The organism is Neobacillus vireti, from assembly GCF_036962345.1.
Lineage (GTDB): Bacteria > Bacillota > Bacilli > Bacillales > Cytobacillaceae > Neobacillus > Neobacillus vireti_A.
Genome location: NZ_JBALNB010000014.1, coordinates 54,848 through 74,188, shown reverse-complemented (window position 1 = coordinate 74,188; position 19,341 = coordinate 54,848). Strand labels below are relative to the sequence as shown.

Sequence of the window (19,341 nt, the reverse complement as noted above, 5' to 3'; positions counted from 1 at the left end):
TGAGCAATGGACATTCTGTCCTTGCTCATTTTTTTTGATTAATTTTCCCTTCTGCACATATGTATGAAACAGAAGGGGGAGATGAAGATGGATCAATCACTCCAAAAATTGTTTGAAGCGCGTATCGAACAATTTGTTTCAAAGAGTAAAAGACAATCTGGAAATTATGAAAAGGCAGAACGAAAGCTGGAGTCTTTTGCGAAGCGTTCTGCAGATATTGTAAAGGTAAAGGCACGGGGGGGTATCCTCAATCAATCTTTCGATGGGGATTATCAAACTACTATCTATCGGGTTCATTACCAATACCTGATAAAACAAAGAGGGACTCTCTATCAAGAAGAAGAAGTCGAAGTACGAATGTGCACGTTTTTTAACAATGATTTGATTATGGATGAAGAAGTAAATCCTTATGAAAATCAGCCTGAGTTAGAAATCGAAGTAGTTGGTGAACAGGAGGAACGGATTAGCTATCAATATAACCGCATAAAGGCGGTTCAATATGCGGAACGCTGGTGGAACAGTTACAATCCTGCTTATAAGTCGTTTGAAAACAACTGTACGAATTATATCTCGCAATGTCTTCACGCAGGCGGAGCACCGATGAGAGGATATCCAACCCGGGGAACAGGCTGGTGGCTTCGAAATAATAATTGGAGCTATAGCTGGACTGTGGCCCATTCGTTACGCTTGTATTTGGCTAATTCTAAGAGTGGCTTAAGGGCAAGGGAAATGAGCAGCCCGGATCAATTGTTATTGGGAGATGTCATTTGCTATGACTTCGAAGGGGATGGCAGGTTTAATCATAATACGATTGTTACAGGTAAGGATGCCTATGGAATGCCGCTTGTAAATGCAAATACGTACAATAGCCGTATGAGGTATTGGGCATATGAAGATTCATCCGCATATACACCTAACATGAAATATAAGTTTTTCACAATTGTGGATGGGTAGGAAAATTTGTTTGACTGGTGGTTAATGGTATAATGTTTAGAGAGTTTTTTTATGAGGTGAGTGACTTGGCAATACATGTTGTACTATATCAGCCGCAAATCCCTTCAAATACAGGAAACATCGCGAGAACCTGTGCTGGAACCGATACATCCTTACATTTGATTCGCCCATTAGGATTTTCTACGGATGATAAAATGTTAAAGAGAGCAGGATTGGATTATTGGGAGTTTGTAAACATTGTTTACTATGATTCTCTAGATGATTTTTATCAGAAGAATGAAGGCGGAGAGTTTTTCTATATCACGAAATTTGGTGAGAAGGCATATAGTTCCTTTGACTATAGCAGCCCAGATAAAGATTACTTTTTCATTTTTGGCCGTGAAACGACGGGGCTTCCAAAAGAAGTAATTGAAAAGAATAAGGATGTCAGCTTGAGAATTCCAATGAACGAAAATATTCGTTCCTTGAATTTATCCAATACCGCTGCGATTCTAATCTATGAAGCGTTGCGCCAGCAAGACTATCGTCATCTAAAATAAGACGTAAGGGGCCAAGCGAAGGGGCCTCTTTTTCGTAATGTGAAAGGAAGTATTTTAATGAATGAGACTATTACCACTATGTTAAACCACCGTTCCATCCGACATTTTAAGGACAAACCATTAAGTGATGAACAAATTAAAATGATTGTTGCTTCTGCACAAGCCGCGTCCACATCCAGCTTTATACAAGCCTATTCCATAATAGGTATTAAAGATATGGAAAAGAAGCGAAAGCTTGCTGAGATTGCAGGTAATCAAGAATATGTTGCCCAAAATGGTCATCTCTTTGTTTTCTGCGCCGATCTAAGCCGCCATGAATTGATTGGAGAATTAGAAGGGAAGGATGTACTGCCTTCAATTGAAAGTACAGAGAAATTTATGGTTGCCCTCATTGATGCCGCGTTAGCTGCACAAAATGCTGCAATTGCTGCCGAATCCATAGGGCTGGGTATTTGTTACATAGGTGGAATTCGAAATAAGCTCGATGAAGTGAAGGAATTATTAAAGACACCTGAAAGAGTAATACCGCTGTTTGGAATGACGGTTGGCTATCCAGATAAAATCAATGACCAAAAGCCGAGACTTCCCTTTGAACATATCTATCATGAAGAAGAATATGAGCAGGATAAGGACACTTATGTACGTCAGCTTCAAGAATACGACCAATTAATTTCCAGCTATTATGATGAAAGGACAGGCGGGAAACGGAAAGATCGCTGGTCCGAGCAGATGGCGAACATGCTAGAAAAACAAACCCGTATGTATATGAAGGAATTTGTTCAGAAAAATAAGATGAATCTGAGATAAGGTGTGCAGTTCCTGCGTAAAAGCGTACAGGTTTTATATATAACGGTACAGTTTCTACAAAAAACCATACAGTTTCAACAAAAAAATACCGTTCCTACAAAATAAAGGCTGCCTCGAAGGCAGCCTATTTATGCAGAAAATTATTTATTTGAACCTGGCTTATCATTATAACCTGCTGTAAAAATAGCTGATAGAAACGCCACCATAACTAAAATAATTATAAATGTTCCCATGCTTATGTAAAGCCTCCTTAATTTTAAGATATTTCTCTATTTAGTCACATATACATTTATTATAGCCTATCTTAAAAAAATGAAAAGAGCAATATTCCAATCTTTTTGTAAAACAAAAAAGATAGGCAGGAATCATTCATCGGTACGCATGTTCAAGTTATTTGGTGCATAGAGTATATTAATCGTCTCTGAAAACGCCACAGGGGGAGGGCCTTATGGATATTCTAAAAAAAATTGAGATGTTTCGAGAAGAGGAAGAAAAGCTCCGTTGGGAAGGTTCATTTGCTGATTATCTACAGTTGTTAAGAGAGAAGCCATGGGTAGCACAATCTGCACATTCACGCGTATATAATATGATCAAGGACTCTGGTATTGAGGACGTTAAAGGAACAAAGAATTATAATTTCTTTAGTAATCAATTATTTGGCCTTGAGGAGTCACTGGAAAGACTAGTTGAGGAGTACTTCCATCCTGCAGCAAAACGACTGGACGTAAGAAAAAGGATTTTACTATTAATGGGTCCGGTAAGCGGAGGGAAATCTACTCTTGTTACTATGCTTAAGCGGGGGTTAGAGGCATATTCTCATACGGATAGAGGCTCTGTATTTGCCATTAAAGGGTGCCCAATGCACGAGGATCCACTTCATTTAATCCCACATCATCTGCGCGCCGATTTTTATGAAGAATATGGAATTCGAATTGAAGGAAATCTTTCACCATTGAATATGATGCGCTTGGAGAAGGAATACGGTGGAAGAATTGAAGATGTATTAGTAGAAAGAATCTTTTTCTCAGAAGATAAGCGAACTGGAATCGGAACCTTTAGCCCATCCGATCCAAAGTCACAAGATATTGCCGACTTAACAGGAAGTATTGACTTTTCAACGATTGCTGAATTTGGTTCCGAATCAGATCCACGCGCCTACCGGTTTGATGGGGAACTTAATAAAGCAAACCGTGGGATGATGGAATTCCAAGAAATGTTAAAGTGTGATGAAAAATTCTTATGGCACCTGCTGTCATTAACGCAAGAAGGTAACTTTAAAGCAGGAAGGTTTGCCTTAATTTCAGCAGATGAGTTGATTGTAGCTCATACAAACGAAACGGAATATCGTTCCTTTATTTCAAATAAGAAGAATGAGGCATTACATTCTAGGATTATCGTGATGCCAATTCCTTATAATTTAAAAGTTTCTCAGGAAGAGAGAATCTATGAAAAGATGATCCGTGAAAGTGATGTTTCGGATGTGCATATTGCACCGCATACATTACGCGTTGCGGCAATGTTTACCATTCTAACTCGTCTAAAAGAGCCGAAAAAAGGCGATATTGATTTAGTAAAGAAAATGCGCCTATACGATGGTGAAAACGTAGAAGGTTTTAACGCCGTAGATGTAAGTGAACTTAAGAAAGAGTATCCAGATGAAGGTATGAGCGGAATTGATCCGCGTTATGTTATCAACCGAATTTCATCTACGATTATCCGGAAAGAAGTACCGTCCATTAATGCTTTAGATGTATTAAGGTCATTAAAAGACGGGCTGGATCAACATCCATCAATCACGGCTGAACTCCGTGAGCGCTATATGAATTACATTTCGGTTGCCCGAAAAGAGTATGACAATATCGCTAAGAATGAAGTTCAAAAAGCCTTTGTTTATTCCTATGAAGAGTCTGCTAAAACGTTAATGGACAATTATCTTGATAATGTTGAAGCATACTGCAACAAAGCAAAGCTTCGTGATCCTTTAACTGGTGAGGAAATCAATCCAGATGAAAAATTAATGCGTTCGATAGAAGAACAAATTGGTATTTCTGAGAATGCGAAAAAAGCGTTTAGGGAAGAAATCTTGATTCGTATCTCAGCCTTTGCAAGAAAAGGGAAGCGATTTGATTACAACTCACATGATCGTCTTCGTGAAGCAATTCAAAAGAAATTATTTGCTGACCTTAAAGACGTAGTGAAGATTACTACTTCTTCAAAAACACCTGATGAGCAGCAGTTAAAGAAGATTAATGATGTGGTTGCCAGACTTATTGACGAACATGGCTATAACTCAACATCCGCGAATGAACTATTAAGGTATGTAGGCAGCTTGTTAAACCGGTAAAAATAGTAGGGACTGGCGGAAGGATCTGCCAGTCTGTTTTTTTCAATAATTGGTTTAACTTATATAAATTATCACAAATGCTCGTCCATTTTTGTTTGCATGAGCCTAATTGTCATAATAATTTGTAAATAATTTGCGGTTTCTGCATAGGATAAAGTAATCAATATAATATGCATTTTTGCACTCGGGTTATTTTATGACATTTGAAAGAAAATGTGACTCAAGCAAACAAAAAATTCATAAGGAGGGGTTTACATTGTCTGACAATAACCATCAATTTGTGATTTCTAGAGAAGATTGGTCCCTCCACCGCAAAGGCCACGATGACCAGCAAAGGCATCAAGAAAAAGTTCAGGAGGCTATTCGAAACAATCTTCCTGACCTCATTACAGAGGAAAGCATTATTATGTCTAATGGACGCGATGTGGTGAAAATTCCAATACGCTCCTTGGACGAATATAAAATCCGCTATAATTATGATAAAAACAAACACGTGGGCCAAGGTGACGGTGAGAGTCAAGTAGGTGACGTTATTGCTCGTGATGGTTCCAATGCGCAAAAAGGTCCAGGAAAAGGGCAAGGTGCTGGGGATCAAGCCGGTGAGGATTACTTTGAAGCTGAAGTTTCATTAATGGAATTAGAAGAAGCTTTGTTTAAACAACTAGAACTGCCAAATCTGAAGAGAAAAGAAGAACAGGAGCATTTGGTTGAAAATATCGAGTTCAATGATATCCGTAAAACAGGCCTAATGGGTAATATTGATAAGAAGCGTACCATGATGTCGGCATTCAAGAGAAATGCTATGACGGGGAAACCTGCATTCCATCCGATTTACAAGGAAGATTTAAAATTTAAGACGTGGAATGAAGTGATTAAACCAGACTCCAAGGCGGTCGTTATTGCCATGATGGATACAAGTGGATCCATGGGAATATGGGAGAAGTATATGGCGAGAAGTTTCTTCTTCTGGATGACTCGTTTCTTGCGGACCAAATATGAAACTGTAGAAATTGAATTCATTGCCCATCATACAGAAGCTAAGGTTGTTCCTGAAGAGGATTTCTTCTCAAAGGGTGAAAGCGGTGGAACAATCTGTTCGTCTGCATACCGAAAGGCTTTAGAAATTATCGATGCTAAGTACAACCCGCGAAAATTCAACATTTATCCATTCCACTTTTCTGATGGTGATAATCTAACATCTGATAATGCTCGTTGCGTAAAGCTTGTTGAAGAACTAATGAAAGTTTCAAACATGTTTGGTTACGGAGAGGTTAATCAGTATAACCGTCATTCGACATTAATGTCTGCCTACAAGAATATCAAAGATGAGCAGTTCCGCTACTATATTCTCAAGCAAAAAGCGGATGTATTCCATGCGATGAAAAGCTTTTTCCAAAAAGAAGAAAATAAGATGTATGCTTAACGAAAATCGACAGGTACAATGCCTGTCGATTTTATCTTTTTTACTGTTCATTTTTATGAATAGATGTGATGGTTGGAAATTTTACGCGAAAGGTAGTACCTGCCCCCAATTCACTTTCCACTTTGATAAAACCATTCATAGCTCGTACAATACTATAAACCACCATCATGCCAAGCCCAGTCCCATTTTTGCCTTTTGTTGAATAATAGGGTTCGCCAAGTCGTTCAAGCTGTTCGGAAGTCATCCCCATTCCAGTATCTCTGACACATATGGTTACATAATCCTTGCTGAAAAAAGTTTCAATATAAAGATGACCGCCAGTTGGCATTGCCTCTAAAGCGTTCTTTAAAATATTTATAAAACATTGCCGAAATCTTTGGCGATCACCCTTAATAAATCCAATGACCGAAAAATCGGTGATAATTTCTACAGAATTTTGATTCGCCATCGGTGTTAAGATGTTAATGATTTGCTTTAGTTCATTTTTGACATTTAGTTCTTCAATTGAAACCAAGGAAGGTTTGGCAAATGTTAAATAATCTTGAATGACTCTTTCAGCAGAATTTAGTTCGTCTTTTACAATCGAGAGATATTCTCTTCTTTTATGTCTAGGAAGGTAGTCATCATTGAGTAACTGAACAAACCCATTTGCTGCAGTCAGTGGATTTCGAATCTCATGGGAAATGGCTGCACCCATTTGTTCTACAGCTTTTAATTTCTCCACTTTGATTAATTGAAGTTTAAGTTCCACACTTTTTTTGATATATTCTATCGAATATGCGATAAGTCCAATACCTAAAGGGGGAATCGTTAAATATGCTAACCATACATCATACCAGTTACTTCCGGTTTGATTGATAAATTCCATACCCCCGACAGTAAGGATTCCCAGGATGATTCCTAAAAAAATTGATATGGTAATTCGACGGTCTGAGGGTTGTTTCCAGAACCAGGGTGAAAGCCGGAAAAAAGCGATGGAGAGTGGAATATAAAGAATGATTGTCTCAATTAGACCTGCATCAAAACCGTAAAAGATTCTAATAATAAACATAGCAGCAATAAGAATGAGACCAATTCCAAAATATAAACCGCCTATGACAATGGGAATAATACGCAAATCATACCTTGCATATGGAACAGGACTATAGGCGAAATGAATACAAATCCATAACATTAAGATGGATATAAAGATAATAACAGTTTTTGATAATGATATATTGCTGCTTCGGTCAAGCCAAATTAAGAGAAAGAGGAGCAATATTATTAAAATGGAAAGATTCAAGAAAAGGTGTTTCGTTATTTCCATCTATTTCACCGTCCAATAGTCCTTTAGGAAAATTTTACAATCTTCTTCGACTTAATACAACTAAATTTACTAATTATTTAGAATAAATCCGTGAAAACAGATGGAAAATGTAGAAGATTGACATAAAAAAGGGTATGTATGCAACATCCCTTCAGTATTTTTATGAAATAGAAATGGTATTTCTCCCATTGTTTTTGGAAGTATATAAGGCCGTGTCTGCCAAATGAATTAATTGATTGGGTGTATTTACAGGAGACGGAGTTAGTGTGGCCATTCCTATACTAAGTGTTACAATTTTGGATATTTCCGAACTAATATGGGCGATTTTAAGTGATTCAACTTCCTCTTGAACCAGTTCGGCCAATTGCATTCCTTTTTTCTGTTCAGTGGAAGACAGAATCATCGCAAATTCCTCTCCGCCATATCGACAAAAGGTGATGTTTGGTTTGTCGATTACCAATTTATTTATGGCTTCAGCAATTCTTTGTAAACAATGGTCGCCTTCTAAATGACCATAAGTATCGTTGAACTTTTTAAAATAATCAATATCAAACATAATTAGTGTAATTGGTGTATTTCTTGGGGCTCCCATTGACCATTCCTTTGTTAAAGTTTCATCAAAATGTCTTCTATTACCAATGCCTGTAAGACCATCCATATATGAAAGGCGATTTAGCTTTTCATTTGCTCTATTGAGTTTTTGTTTACTTTCCTTTAATTTTATTAAGCTCAAATGTAATTCTCGTTCCGCAGCATTTGAATTGGCAATATACGCGGATAAGTGATAGGCCAAAAATCCACCAATGAATGAAACAAGATAGTGGGTAATGAGTACATATGTCAAGGTTGTTCGATCTTCAATAGATGTAACAAAAACAATTGAAATGAAAAATAAACCTATTAAGTTCATATAAAAGGCTTTCACTGCAGGATGGTAATCTAATTTCGAAAACATGCTACACGCAATCCCTGTTAAAAGTGCTCCGATAGCTGCAAGTAAAGCTGTTTCATTATAGCCAAAAAAGAATAATCTCCCTAAAGCAATGATCCCAGAGGCAATAATAGCGGGAATATATCCACCAAAGGCAGCAGCAATTACTATAGCCAAGTGGCGTAAATCTGCTATGGTCGTTGTATTAATTTGAAAGCTATATTGCATTAAGATATTTCCAAGAATCCCGTAACAAATCCCCCAATAAATTTTTGTTAGAGCACGTGAGGAGGAATGTAATGGCTTGTTTTTAAAAAGTTGACCCATCATTGTAAATGTGGCAATTAAAATTGTTGCATTAGATATTAAGTCTTTTATCATTCATAAACTCCTATATTTCTGGAACATTAGTCCACTCTATCATTACATAAACCATCAATTAATTATAGTAGAAAAACATACATCTGTGAATGAGCAGGTGCGAATATTTCCTATCGCTCGAATATTTAGGCGTGTATCCGAAAAACATATAAATGAAAACTTTTTGGGGAGGACCTAATGAAGAAGAGAAAAGCTATAGTCGTAATATTATTTGTTTTTGTTATGGTTTGTTCACCTTTTTTGGTGGATGCACATGTAAAATGGTTTACGGAAGTTACATCGGAAAAAGAGGAAGTCGAAAACATTCTATCGCCGATGTTCATATCTATTACCTTATTGATTGCCGCATTACTTGCTGTCTTAACGCAGCTATTGCCAATACTTGATAATATTCCAATCACCAAAAAAATTGATGGGTTCCTAGATAAATATCGTAAATCTTCTAGATATATTTTAAAATATGGTACTGCCCTTGCGTTCCTTATTCAGGTTTTGTCGGGTACCCTATTTGCACCAGAATTTGCGATTACTAACTCAATCATACGTATATTAATGTGGATAACAATCCTTCTATTACTTATTCCAAATCATTTTGCAACCAAAGCCGGAGCACTGATTATACTGATTTTATTCTTCTATCAGCTGGGGCAATCAGGACTATTTCATATGCTTGATTATGGATTTTACCTGGCCATTGTTGGAGTTTTATTAGTAGGAAGATCAAAACTAGAAGATTGGGGATTTCCATTTCTTTACTTAGGGACAGGTTTGTCGCTATGCTGGGTGGCTGTTGAAAAATGGGTCTATCCGGCTATGAGTATTGATATTATTCACCAGCACGCCGTTCCAACATTTGGGTTTGCGCCAGCAACCTTTGTGGTTCTTGCTGCGTTTATCGAATTTGTTGTAGGCTATTTGCTAATAGTAGGGATTCTGAATCGTCTCTTAGCTTTTGTTTTGACCTTAATCTTTATCACATCGACCATGCTATTTGGTGTAACGGAGATTATTGGTCATCTCATGGTTCACATCGTTTTGCTGATTTTTATTATAGAGGGTGTATCCTTTTATGACCCGCCTATTAATATCCATAGTACCAAAATTTCCCGTATGGTATTTGTATTTTTGAATTTTGTCTTTACCCTATCAACATTCCTTCTCATTTACTATCGTTTTGCATAAGAAAAGCTTCCTCTATAAGGAAGCTTTTTTCATGCTATGCTTGAGCGATTGGAGCTTTTATCATTTCCTTTGCTGCTCGAATGGCTGCTTCTTTCGCTTTTTCAATAATTTCTGGAACTTTTTGAGGATAGATGTCTAATGCTTCGGCAATAATCGTGTCCATTACTTCAATTCCTAGGAAGTTAAGTGCAATTCTTAAATAACGGTCTCCACATTCTAACTCACTCATTGGTGTACCAGTGTAGAGACCACCGCGGGTATTGATATGAATTGCCTTTTTACCAGTAAGAAGACCTTTTGGACCATTTGCCGTATGCGCAAAGGTTTTACCTGCAATAAATAGATTATCCAAATATGCTTTTAACACTGCTGGAGAGCTTAAATTCCATATAGGAGAGACGAAAACATAATAGTCATAAGACAGGAATTCCTCAGCTAGTGTATGCATTTTCAGGATTTTCTCTCTTTCTCCATCGGTTAATTGATCTAATGTATATCCATATCCTGCTAATTTTCCTCTTGCAGAAACTAATTCTGCATCCATATGAGCAATATCTAATGTAAAGAGGTCGATATGTTTGATTTCCATTTCCGGATTTTCCTCTTTAACTGTGGTAATAAAGGCTTCACCAATTTTTAACCCTTTTGATTTTTCAAGCCCTTTAGGATTAGCAGTGATATATAATAATTTCTCCACCTAACACACATCCAATCAATTTTTATGAGATCAATCATTACTATTATTATAAGGAAAAAAACTTGAACATTCTTGAACATAAAGTGAAGTTCTTGAACAATCAGTGTCTATTTCCTTGAAGGGAAAAATTTAAAATTTTCATTAAATTGTTAGAAATCTAATAGATAATGATTTAGAAATACAATATGATTAAGTTATTAAAGTAGCAGATATCAGACTAAAGGCGGAATTTATGATGATTCGGCAAAAATCGCATTTTAATGAGGAAAGTGAAATAGAAGAATTACGGAAAAGAGTAGAAGAGTTAGAAAATAGAGAGAAACATCTTATAAAGAGCCTGCGCTTAAACGAGTCCCTGCATCTAAAAATTCTTGATGCGTTACCTATTAATATTTTTTTAGAGGATCCGGAAGGTCGAACCATTTTTGTAAATGAACAGGTCTGTAAAGCACATGGTGTAAATGGGGAAGATCTTGTTGGAAAAACAGTATTTGACTTTTTTCCTAAATCTATAGCTGAGAGTTTGCGTGAAATTGATCTAGAGGTATGGAAAAAAGGGACACTTCAAACAAATGAGGTAAGCACAGAATTCAACGGAAAAAAAGGTCATATGCTTACTGGAAAAACAATTATAAATCTTGAGGAATCAAAGAAAGAGTATTTACTTGGTTTTGGTTTGGATATCACAGATTTAAAAAATGCAGAAGAGAAGATTTCACATATGGCCTATCATGATGCCCTAACTGGTTTACCGAATCGATGGTTTATTAAGTCCTGTCTAAATAAATATAACTCTGCGGCTGATAAAGGTATTCTATTGCTGGATTTAGACCATTTCAAAATAATTAATGACAGCTTGGGTCATGAAGCAGGAGACCAGTTATTGCAATCTGTTGCAAGGAGGCTAAGAGAAGTAATAAAAGAAGATAACGTCCTAGCCAGATTTGGCGGAGACGAATTTATTATCTTTATGCCCCAAATAACATCCGTAGATGAAGCATTTGAAGTGAGTGAAGAGATCATCAAGACTATGAAAGAACCATTTAGGATTTATGGACAAAAGTTTATCATTTCTCCTAGTATTGGAATTAGCTTGCATCCCATTCATGGTGAAGATATGGAAACCTTAATAATAAATGCGGACCTAGCTATGTATCACTCCAAGGAGAAAGGGAGAAACTGTTATTCATTGTTTACACCAATGCTGAAAGAAAAGGCAATTGACCGCATGCATATGTTGGCAAAATAAAAAGAATCGGCTTCACTTTTAAGTGGATTCCGATTCTTTTTTTACCATAAGATTAATAGATAAAAAACAGAACTACAAAATAAACTGCCATGGTTATTAGTCCAACGGGAACACCAAAACGTGCCCATTCTTTACTTGTAATGTTCAGTTTCCCAGCTGCAATAATATTAGGAATGTTACCAGGTATCAGCATACCGCCGCTGATAATTAGACCCATTAAAACAGCACGTATTGTTTCTTGGTCCATGGCTGGACTAATTTCTGCTGCTGCAAGGGTAGCATTATCTAAAATTGCTGAAATCATATTAATCCAGTATAACAACATTGGATGAAGTCCAAGAATATACTCATTTATTAATGGCTCAAATCCGTGTCCCAAGAAGGTTAGACCCATGACAAACAAGTAAATTTTTGCAGATCGAACCAAAATTTCTTTATAGCTTTCTACCTTTTGTTCTGACGCTAAACCATCAGAGCTTTCTTGGGGTTTAACCAAAAAGATTGTCAATAAACCAAACAGGACGACCGCAGGAATAACTTCTGGACCAATTAATTTTAGAAGATAAAAAAAGTCTTCATTTAACTTACTAATGGTGATCGTTGCTAATGGCTCGCCAATAGGGGTGAGGGCAGCGCCAAGCCCAATTGAAAAACAAGCTAAAACGGTAAAGCGAATTTCTGATTTACGGTCAAGTGGAAGGACGTTGATGATAATAACCAGGACAATCGCTGCGATAATCGCAGTAATAATACTGGATGCTAGTCCTAGAATAATGACGGTTAAGCCGAAGAAAATTCTTGGAGTTAATGCTTTGCTTAACCAAAGAATCGACTTTTCGAGTTGAACCTGCCCCCACTTACATACTAATCCAGCAATCAATACTGCAAGTGTAATGTTAATCGGATCAATAAGTGCCTTTTCGATTAAATGAAGGTTCATCATACCGCTAATCGTCGCAGCGGCAATCCCCATAACAAATAAGAAAATCTCCAAATTGTGTTCCACTTTTTTCACGGAAAAAGGTAGAAATAAAACTAAAATTAAAATGATTACTAATCCAATCAAACATACCAAATCCTTTATATTTTATTAAATGAAAAAACTATAAGTCTATTATAAACCTTTTTGGATGAAGTTTAACAGAATATTGAGATATTTATAAGTTATATTTATTAAATTTATAACTAGATTATCTTAAATATTTACACAAAAGACTAAAGATTCTCAATTAATTAAGAAAGGGTTTCCATATAAAATGAGGATAAGTAAATCTGCCTTTATTAAAAATTGGAGGGATTTGTATGAAAAAGTATGTAATCTGCGGCGTTAGCAATCGCGCATTGGAAATGTTTATTAAACCTCTTTTACATGAGTTTTCAAAAGAGAATGAAATTGTAGGATTACTAGATTCAGACACACTTCGATTTACGATTTGCAAGGAAAAGTATCCGCAGTTAGAGGGAGTTCCAATCTTTCTCCCAGAACAGTTTGAAACGATGGTCGATCAAACAAAGCCGGATTATGTTCTTGTAACAGGCAGAGATGATACTCATGTTGATTATATTTTAAGGGCCTTAAAGAAACAGGTGAATGTGATTACTGAAAAGCCAATGGTGACAAACGCAGATGATGCCTATAAGGTAATGCAAGCTGAGGCAGCCAGCAAAGGAAAGGTCCTTGTCACCTTTAATTACCGCTATAGTACCTTTCACAGAAAAATTAAAGAAATGATTCTTGAAGGGAAAGTTGGCAGGATCACTTCCATTGACCTAAATTGGTATATTGATACGTATCATGGGTCAAGTTACTTTAAAAGATGGAATCGGAATCGTAATACATCAGGAGGCTTATCAGTTCATAAGTCTACCCATCATTTTGATCTAATCAATTGGTGGTTAGACCAAAAGCCTGAAGAAGTGTTTGCATACGGAGCTTTAAATTACTTTGGTCATGAGAGTGAGTTGAATCCGCAAAAAGAGTCGGGACGTTTTTGTGGAACTTGTGATGTTCGGAACGATTGCAGTTATTTTAGGCGTTGGAACCCTCGAAGCGGGTCGACTACCGTAAGAGATGACCATCTTTTAGCAGGTGTTTATGAAAAGGATGTGCCTTATACGAATTATCGACCTGATGCTTGTATTTTTGATGAAGACATCTCGATTGAGGATACGTATGTGGCTGCAGTTAAATATGACGGCGGGAGTATGCTAAGTTACTCGATTAATTTTTCGGCTCCTTATGAGGGGTACCGCCTGGCGATCAATGGAACGAAAGGAAGAATTGAAACAACGGAATACCATGAACCTTCTCGAATTCCTTTTGAGTATCCTGAACAAAAGATCGAATATTTTCCTCTTTTTGGTGGAAAAGAAACGATTGAACTTGTCAAAGAGTCTGGCGGACATGGAGGGGGAGATCCTATTCTTCTAGCAGATCTATTCCTTGGTCCGGACCCAGCTAGAAAATATCAAATATTGGCAGGTGCGGATGCGGGTGCCTATTCCATCGCTGTTGGGGAAGCGGTATGGCGATCCGTAGCAGAAAAGAGACCTATTAACATAAAAGAAATTTTATTTCAGTCTGATCTCCTGCCAAATAAGTTTTAGGGAATGGATAGAAAAACATACTATCGTAATTTTAGACTGATAGTATGTTTTTTTCATTTTTCAATGAAATTAACTTTGCATGGTGGTTCAAAATGAGTAGAATGATTTTATACTTTAAGGAATTATCGGCTGTTCAAAGAGGAGAGTAAAGCATGCTTAGGAAGAAACGAACAACATCTGTGATGGCTCTAATCATGATCATTGGATTGCTGCTTACAGGGTGCAAAGGCAAATACTCCTTTTACCAACAGACAAACCAAGAAGAAGATAAATTGATTAAAATTATTTTTTGGGATGATAATACTGGACCACAGCGGACCCCTATTTGGGACGAATTAATTACTAGATTTGAAAAGGAGCATCCAACCATTGATGTTGTATACGTTGGTTTGCCTAAGGACTCAGCAAAGGCCATGTTTGATGCTGCTATTGCATCAGGAGAAATGCCTGATGTTGCTAGCGTTTATGCGAGCTGGCTGCCAGAGTTTTCGATGCGTGACGCATTAATGCCATTAGATACTAATTTTTCAAAATGGAGCGAAAAGGAAAAAATAAATAAAGCTGCAATCGAGTTTAATAAACGCATCGTGCATAATCAAAAGTTATATGGAATTCCCTATACACAAAACCTGGATATTCTCTGGGTTCGATCGGATTGGTTTAAAGAAGCCAATTTGAACACGCCTGACACATGGGATGATTTCTTTCAATCCGTTGAAAGGTTAACGGATAAAATGAATAATCGTTATGGATATTCCATTCGAGGAGGAGCAGGGGGCTCTTTCCAGTTACAACGGATGATGTATACCTACTCAGGCATTGAAACATACTTCAAAGATGGGAAAAGCACAATCAATGACCCCAAGCATGTGGAATTCTTAAAGAAATATTTTGCCTTGTATCAAACCTATACTCCTATTAGCGATATCACGAATGATTATAAGGCGATGATTGCTGGATTTGATTCAGGGAAGATTGCGATGGTTCAGCATAACATCGGATCTTTTGCGGAACATAGCGAAGCGTTGAATCCGGGTCAATTCCAAGCGATCCCCTTGCCAAAATCTATTAAAGGCCATTATGTAGCGGAAGACGGCAATACTATTGGCTTAAGTATGTTTAAAGGAACGGAACATCCAGAGGAAACATGGAAATTTATCACTTTTATTAATTCGCAGTGGGCACAAAGTTTTTGGAATCAAAGAGTTGGCCAAATTCCTACTTATACTGATGTTTTCGATGAAGAATGGGTCAAGACTTCACCGCATATTCAGACAGCTCTGAAAGTCTATAATGACTCGAATACTATTCTTTTTCAGCCGCCATTCTATCTCACGGGATATCGAACCATTCTTAATACCATCGTCGACACCGGTACACAATCAGTGTTAAGCGGTAAAATAACCGTGGAAGAGTTTCTAGATAATTGGGCAGAAGCAATGGAAGAAGCAGAGCGGCAATACGATGAATCATTAGCTAATTTAAGATAAACTTAGGCATTTGGTGCAAATAAGCATCGGTGCCTTTTTGTATTTTAAACTATATTTTGAAATATCTTAAAATTTTAATCAATCATCTTAAAATCTTTAATTATTTAAGTAACCGTTTTCATTTATTATAAAAAACAGAGAGGAGGAAACGAGATGAGTTTATCACAAGGTTTTACTGAAACGGTTATTAACAGCAAAAAGGCGGTGAATCGGAAGAAAATCAAAAAGGATAAATGGGTTCCCTACCTTTTTATACTGCCCTCTTTCCTGATAATCTTAGGTTTTCTATTTTATCCGATAGCGACTGTATTCTATTACAGTGTTCAACACTATGATGTGTCGGCACCATATTATAATGGCTTTGCTGGTTTAGAGAACTTTAAAGAAATATTTACAAATGACAAGATGTTCATACCTAGTTTAATAAATAGTTTGAAATGGGTTGTAACGGAAGTTGGACTACAATTAGTGTTTGGTATGATCCTAGCCCTACTATTGAACCAAACATTTAAGTTTAGAGGGGTAGTACGTGCGGTGGCTTTTATCCCTTGGGCTATATCAGGGGTGCTGGCATCGACTATGTGGTCATTGATGTTTAATGAGCATATGGGTGTACTCAATGACTTGCTGATGAAAATGGGAATCGTTGATGAACCACAAGCTTTCTTAGCAAGTACGTCAACAGCCTTTACGTCTGTTATTATAGCTGAATTATGGAGGGGGATTCCGTTCTTTGCCATCACGTTACTAGCTTCATTATCAAGTATTCCGAATGAACTATATGAAGCAGCCAGGGTAGATGGTGCAAGCAGATGGAAGTCGTTTATTTATGTAACATTACCACAATTAAAAAATACGATTGTCCTAACTACATTACTTAGAGTAGTTTGGGAGTTTAATAACGTCGATCTTTTGTTTAACTTAACGGGTGGCGGACCTGCACATTCAACTACAACACTTACAATGTATATTGCAGATTTAGCTGTTCATGGAAGCAATTTTGGATATGGGTCAGCATTAACGGTCGTTTCATTTGGAATCTTACTCGTTTTCGCCATCCTTTATTTGAAACTATCACGTTATGAAAAGGAGTGATTTGAAGGATGTTTACAGCAAATAAAAAAGTCGACAAACTTTTAACTCTATACCTTCCTTTAACCATGTTGTTGAGTTTTACCATCTTTCCAATCTACTGGACATTAAATACAGCTTTTAAACCTGAAGGAGATATTGTAAAACGTCCTCTGCAGTACTTGCCGGTAAACCCGACAACTGAAAACTTTGTGACTGCGTGGACCAATGTCGGTTTTGCTACTTTCTTTAAAAATAGTTTAATCGTTGGAGTTTCTACTGTTTTGGTTGTGCTTGTCTGTTCGACTCTGTCCGGTTATGCATTAAGCAGATATCAGTTCAAAGGAAAACGCAGTTTTATGATTATGCTGTTATGTACTCAATTTATCCCAAGAGCGATGATGATTATTCCTTTGTTCGTCATTTTCAAAAATCTTGGGTTAATCAGTAATCCACTTTCACTCATTATTACATATACAGCAATTGAGATTCCGTTTACTACGATCTTGATGAGTGGATTTATCTCAAATGTTCCAAGGGAATTAGAAGAAGCAGCGATGATTGACGGCTGCTCGAAACTTCAATCACTGCGTCATGTAGTATTTCCATTATTGCTGCCTGGGATTGTAGCAACTGGAGTTTTTACCTTTATCTACACTTGGAATGAATTTTTAATCGCACTAATGCTGACCAATCAACAATCCAAATTTACCCTCCCTGTTGGATTAAGTACGATGCTGGGAGAATTTAGTATCAACTATGGTGCGTTGGCGGCTGGGAGTGTAATCGCTTTAATTCCTGCAGTTATATTATTTGCCTATGCACAGAAGCACCTGGTAAACGGTATGGGTGGAGCTGTAAAAGGCTAATTATAAAAGGCTCTTTAGAAAAGAGCTTGCAACCTTTATTATAAGCACCAAACTAGTTTGTTCCGCGTTAAAATCGGCTTTAAGATTTTAACACCATTCTTTTAGAAACAAGACTTATAAAAAATATTAAGGGGGCATTACCATGATGAAGAAAAAAATGACAACCTCTGTACTTGCATTAGCAATGGCGACAAGTATGCTGCTTGCAGGCTGCGGTGGGGAGGAACAAGCTGCAACAAAAACGACTAAGAAAGACACAACGAAATCGGATGAACCTGTAACACTCCAATTTTGGGATGAAAACGCAGGCCCAGCACGTACCCCTGTTTGGGAAGAAGTCATTAAGCGATTTGAAGAAAAGAACCCTAATATTGATGTTGAGTATGTTGGTATTCCGAATAGTTCAGCAAAATCAAAATATGATGCTGCAATTGCGGCAGATGATATGCCGGATATTGGCTCTGTGCAAACAACCTGGCTGCCAGAATTCTCTATTCGTGAAGCTTTGCTGCCACTAGATTCTTATTTCGAAAAGTCTGACATCAGTAAGAAAATTAACCCTAGTGCTACTGGTGTAAATAAGAAAATTACTCAAGATGGCAAGCTTTATGGTATTCCATATGCACAGAATTTAGATGCTTTATGGATTCGTACAGACTGGTTTGAACAAGCTGGTGTACAAGAGCCTAAAACATGGGATGAGTTCTTTACAGTTATTGAAAAAATGAAAGATCAAAACAATAATCGTTATGGATTTACCATTCGCGGTGGTGCAGGTGCATCTTTCACGATTCAAAGAGCAATGTTTGCTTATAGTGGTTTAGACTTTTTTGATAAAAATGGTAAGACGAACATCAACGATCCGAAACACGTAGAATTTGTTGAGAAGTATTTCTCTTACTATGACAAATTTACACCAAAGAGTGATATCACAAATGGTTATAAAGAAATGATTGCAGGCTTTGACACAGGTGTAGTAGCAATGGTACACCACAATCCTGGTTCTTACGGTGAGCACAATAAAGCGTTACCAGCTGGTTCCTACAAGTTAATTCCACTACCGACAACAGAAAAAGGTCAATATGTTGCAGAAGGTGGTAATGCAGTTAATCTAGCGATCTTCAAATCAACAAAGCATGCTGATGAAGCATGGAAATTCGTAGAATTTGTTAACTCAGAAGAAGCACAAAGCTATTGGAATGAACAAACGGGCCAAATCCCTACAAACTCTGATGTGTTGGATGATAAATGGGTACAAGATGCACAGCATATCAAAACAGCCTTTGAAGTTTACAATAATCCTGATACAAAACTATATGAACCGCCATTCTATCTGCCAGATTATCGTGCCATTCTTGATGGTGTAGTAGACCCAGGTGTACAGGCAGTTATGAGTGGAAAAATGTCTGCAAAGGACTTCCTAGATGAGTGGGCAAAAGCAATTGAAGACTCTAAAGAAAAATATGATGCAACATTTAAAAAGTAAGTTAG

General features: G+C 37.1%; 16 protein-coding genes. 12 read left to right on the top strand and 4 right to left on the bottom strand.

The annotated features are described in order from the left end of the window. The first annotated feature begins 87 nt into the window (after positions 1 to 87). From V7108_RS17470 to yhbH, 5 genes are all read left to right on the top strand, one after another. The gene (locus tag V7108_RS17470; protein WP_335568956.1) at positions 88 to 954 is read left to right on the top strand and encodes an amidase domain-containing protein; all 867 of its coding nucleotides are present in this window, start codon (positions 88 to 90) and stop codon (positions 952 to 954) included. A gap of 65 nt (positions 955 to 1,019) precedes the next feature. After that, a complete protein-coding gene (gene trmL / locus V7108_RS17465; RefSeq protein ID WP_335509637.1) occupies positions 1,020 to 1,493 on the top strand; it encodes a tRNA (uridine(34)/cytosine(34)/5-carboxymethylaminomethyluridine(34)-2'-O)-methyltransferase TrmL in 474 nt (157 codons plus the stop codon). 57 nt (positions 1,494 to 1,550) lie between these two features. Further along, positions 1,551 to 2,300 (top strand): oxygen-insensitive NADPH nitroreductase, encoded by a 750-nt coding sequence (nfsA, locus tag V7108_RS17460; RefSeq protein ID WP_335568955.1) that lies wholly within the window; start codon positions 1,551 to 1,553, stop codon positions 2,298 to 2,300. A gap of 448 nt (positions 2,301 to 2,748) precedes the next feature. Then, complete coding sequence (locus tag V7108_RS17455) at positions 2,749 to 4,644, top strand: PrkA family serine protein kinase (protein WP_335509549.1); 1,896 nt, start codon at positions 2,749 to 2,751, stop codon at positions 4,642 to 4,644. Positions 4,645 to 4,900: 256 nt separating this feature from the next. Beyond that, positions 4,901 to 6,067 (top strand): sporulation protein YhbH, encoded by a 1,167-nt coding sequence (yhbH, locus tag V7108_RS17450; protein WP_335509551.1) that lies wholly within the window; start codon positions 4,901 to 4,903, stop codon positions 6,065 to 6,067. Positions 6,068 to 6,107: 40 nt separating this feature from the next. Here yhbH and V7108_RS17445 read toward each other — a convergent pair whose 3' ends face one another. Together V7108_RS17445 and V7108_RS17440 are read right to left on the bottom strand one after the other, a co-directional pair. Next, positions 6,108 to 7,373, bottom strand: a complete 1,266-nt coding sequence (locus tag V7108_RS17445; RefSeq protein WP_335509552.1) for an ATP-binding protein — start codon at positions 7,371 to 7,373, stop codon at positions 6,108 to 6,110. A 160-nt stretch (positions 7,374 to 7,533) separates the two neighbouring features. After that, the gene (locus V7108_RS17440) at positions 7,534 to 8,685 is read right to left on the bottom strand and encodes a diguanylate cyclase domain-containing protein (protein ID WP_335509554.1); all 1,152 of its coding nucleotides are present in this window, start codon (positions 8,683 to 8,685) and stop codon (positions 7,534 to 7,536) included. A 177-nt stretch (positions 8,686 to 8,862) separates the two neighbouring features. On the opposite strand from V7108_RS17440, the gene V7108_RS17435 reads away from it, so the two are divergent. After that, positions 8,863 to 9,867, top strand: a complete 1,005-nt coding sequence (locus V7108_RS17435; protein WP_335509556.1) for a DoxX family membrane protein — start codon at positions 8,863 to 8,865, stop codon at positions 9,865 to 9,867. A 34-nt stretch (positions 9,868 to 9,901) separates the two neighbouring features. Here the strand turns inward: V7108_RS17435 and V7108_RS17430 are convergent, their stop codons facing one another. Continuing rightward, positions 9,902 to 10,564 (bottom strand): FMN-dependent NADH-azoreductase, encoded by a 663-nt coding sequence (locus tag V7108_RS17430; RefSeq protein WP_335509558.1) that lies wholly within the window; start codon positions 10,562 to 10,564, stop codon positions 9,902 to 9,904. Between the two features lie 235 nt (positions 10,565 to 10,799). Here V7108_RS17430 and V7108_RS17425 point away from each other — a divergent pair, with 235 nt between their 5' ends. After that, on the top strand, positions 10,800 to 11,813 hold the full coding sequence (locus V7108_RS17425) for a GGDEF domain-containing protein (RefSeq protein WP_335509560.1): 1,014 nt from the start codon (positions 10,800 to 10,802) through the stop codon (positions 11,811 to 11,813). Between the two features lie 52 nt (positions 11,814 to 11,865). Here V7108_RS17425 and V7108_RS17420 read toward each other — a convergent pair whose 3' ends face one another. Further along, on the bottom strand, positions 11,866 to 12,879 hold the full coding sequence (locus V7108_RS17420; protein WP_335509562.1) for a DUF1646 family protein: 1,014 nt from the start codon (positions 12,877 to 12,879) through the stop codon (positions 11,866 to 11,868). A gap of 236 nt (positions 12,880 to 13,115) precedes the next feature. Here V7108_RS17420 and V7108_RS17415 point away from each other — a divergent pair, with 236 nt between their 5' ends. From V7108_RS17415 to V7108_RS17395, 5 genes are all read left to right on the top strand, one after another. Then, positions 13,116 to 14,420: a Gfo/Idh/MocA family protein gene (locus tag V7108_RS17415; RefSeq protein ID WP_335509564.1), complete on the top strand. Its 1,305-nt coding sequence runs from the start codon at positions 13,116 to 13,118 to the stop codon at positions 14,418 to 14,420. Between the two features lie 152 nt (positions 14,421 to 14,572). Then, the gene (locus V7108_RS17410; RefSeq protein WP_335568954.1) at positions 14,573 to 15,910 is read left to right on the top strand and encodes an ABC transporter substrate-binding protein; all 1,338 of its coding nucleotides are present in this window, start codon (positions 14,573 to 14,575) and stop codon (positions 15,908 to 15,910) included. A gap of 153 nt (positions 15,911 to 16,063) precedes the next feature. Beyond that, a complete protein-coding gene (locus V7108_RS17405; protein ID WP_335568953.1) occupies positions 16,064 to 17,005 on the top strand; it encodes a carbohydrate ABC transporter permease in 942 nt (313 codons plus the stop codon). A gap of 8 nt (positions 17,006 to 17,013) precedes the next feature. Next, entirely contained in the window at positions 17,014 to 17,850 is an 837-nt protein-coding gene (locus tag V7108_RS17400) for a carbohydrate ABC transporter permease (RefSeq protein ID WP_335509570.1), read from the top strand. 142 nt (positions 17,851 to 17,992) lie between these two features. Beyond that, on the top strand, positions 17,993 to 19,336 hold the full coding sequence (locus V7108_RS17395; protein ID WP_335568952.1) for an ABC transporter substrate-binding protein: 1,344 nt from the start codon (positions 17,993 to 17,995) through the stop codon (positions 19,334 to 19,336). Positions 19,337 to 19,341: the final 5 nt, after the last annotated feature.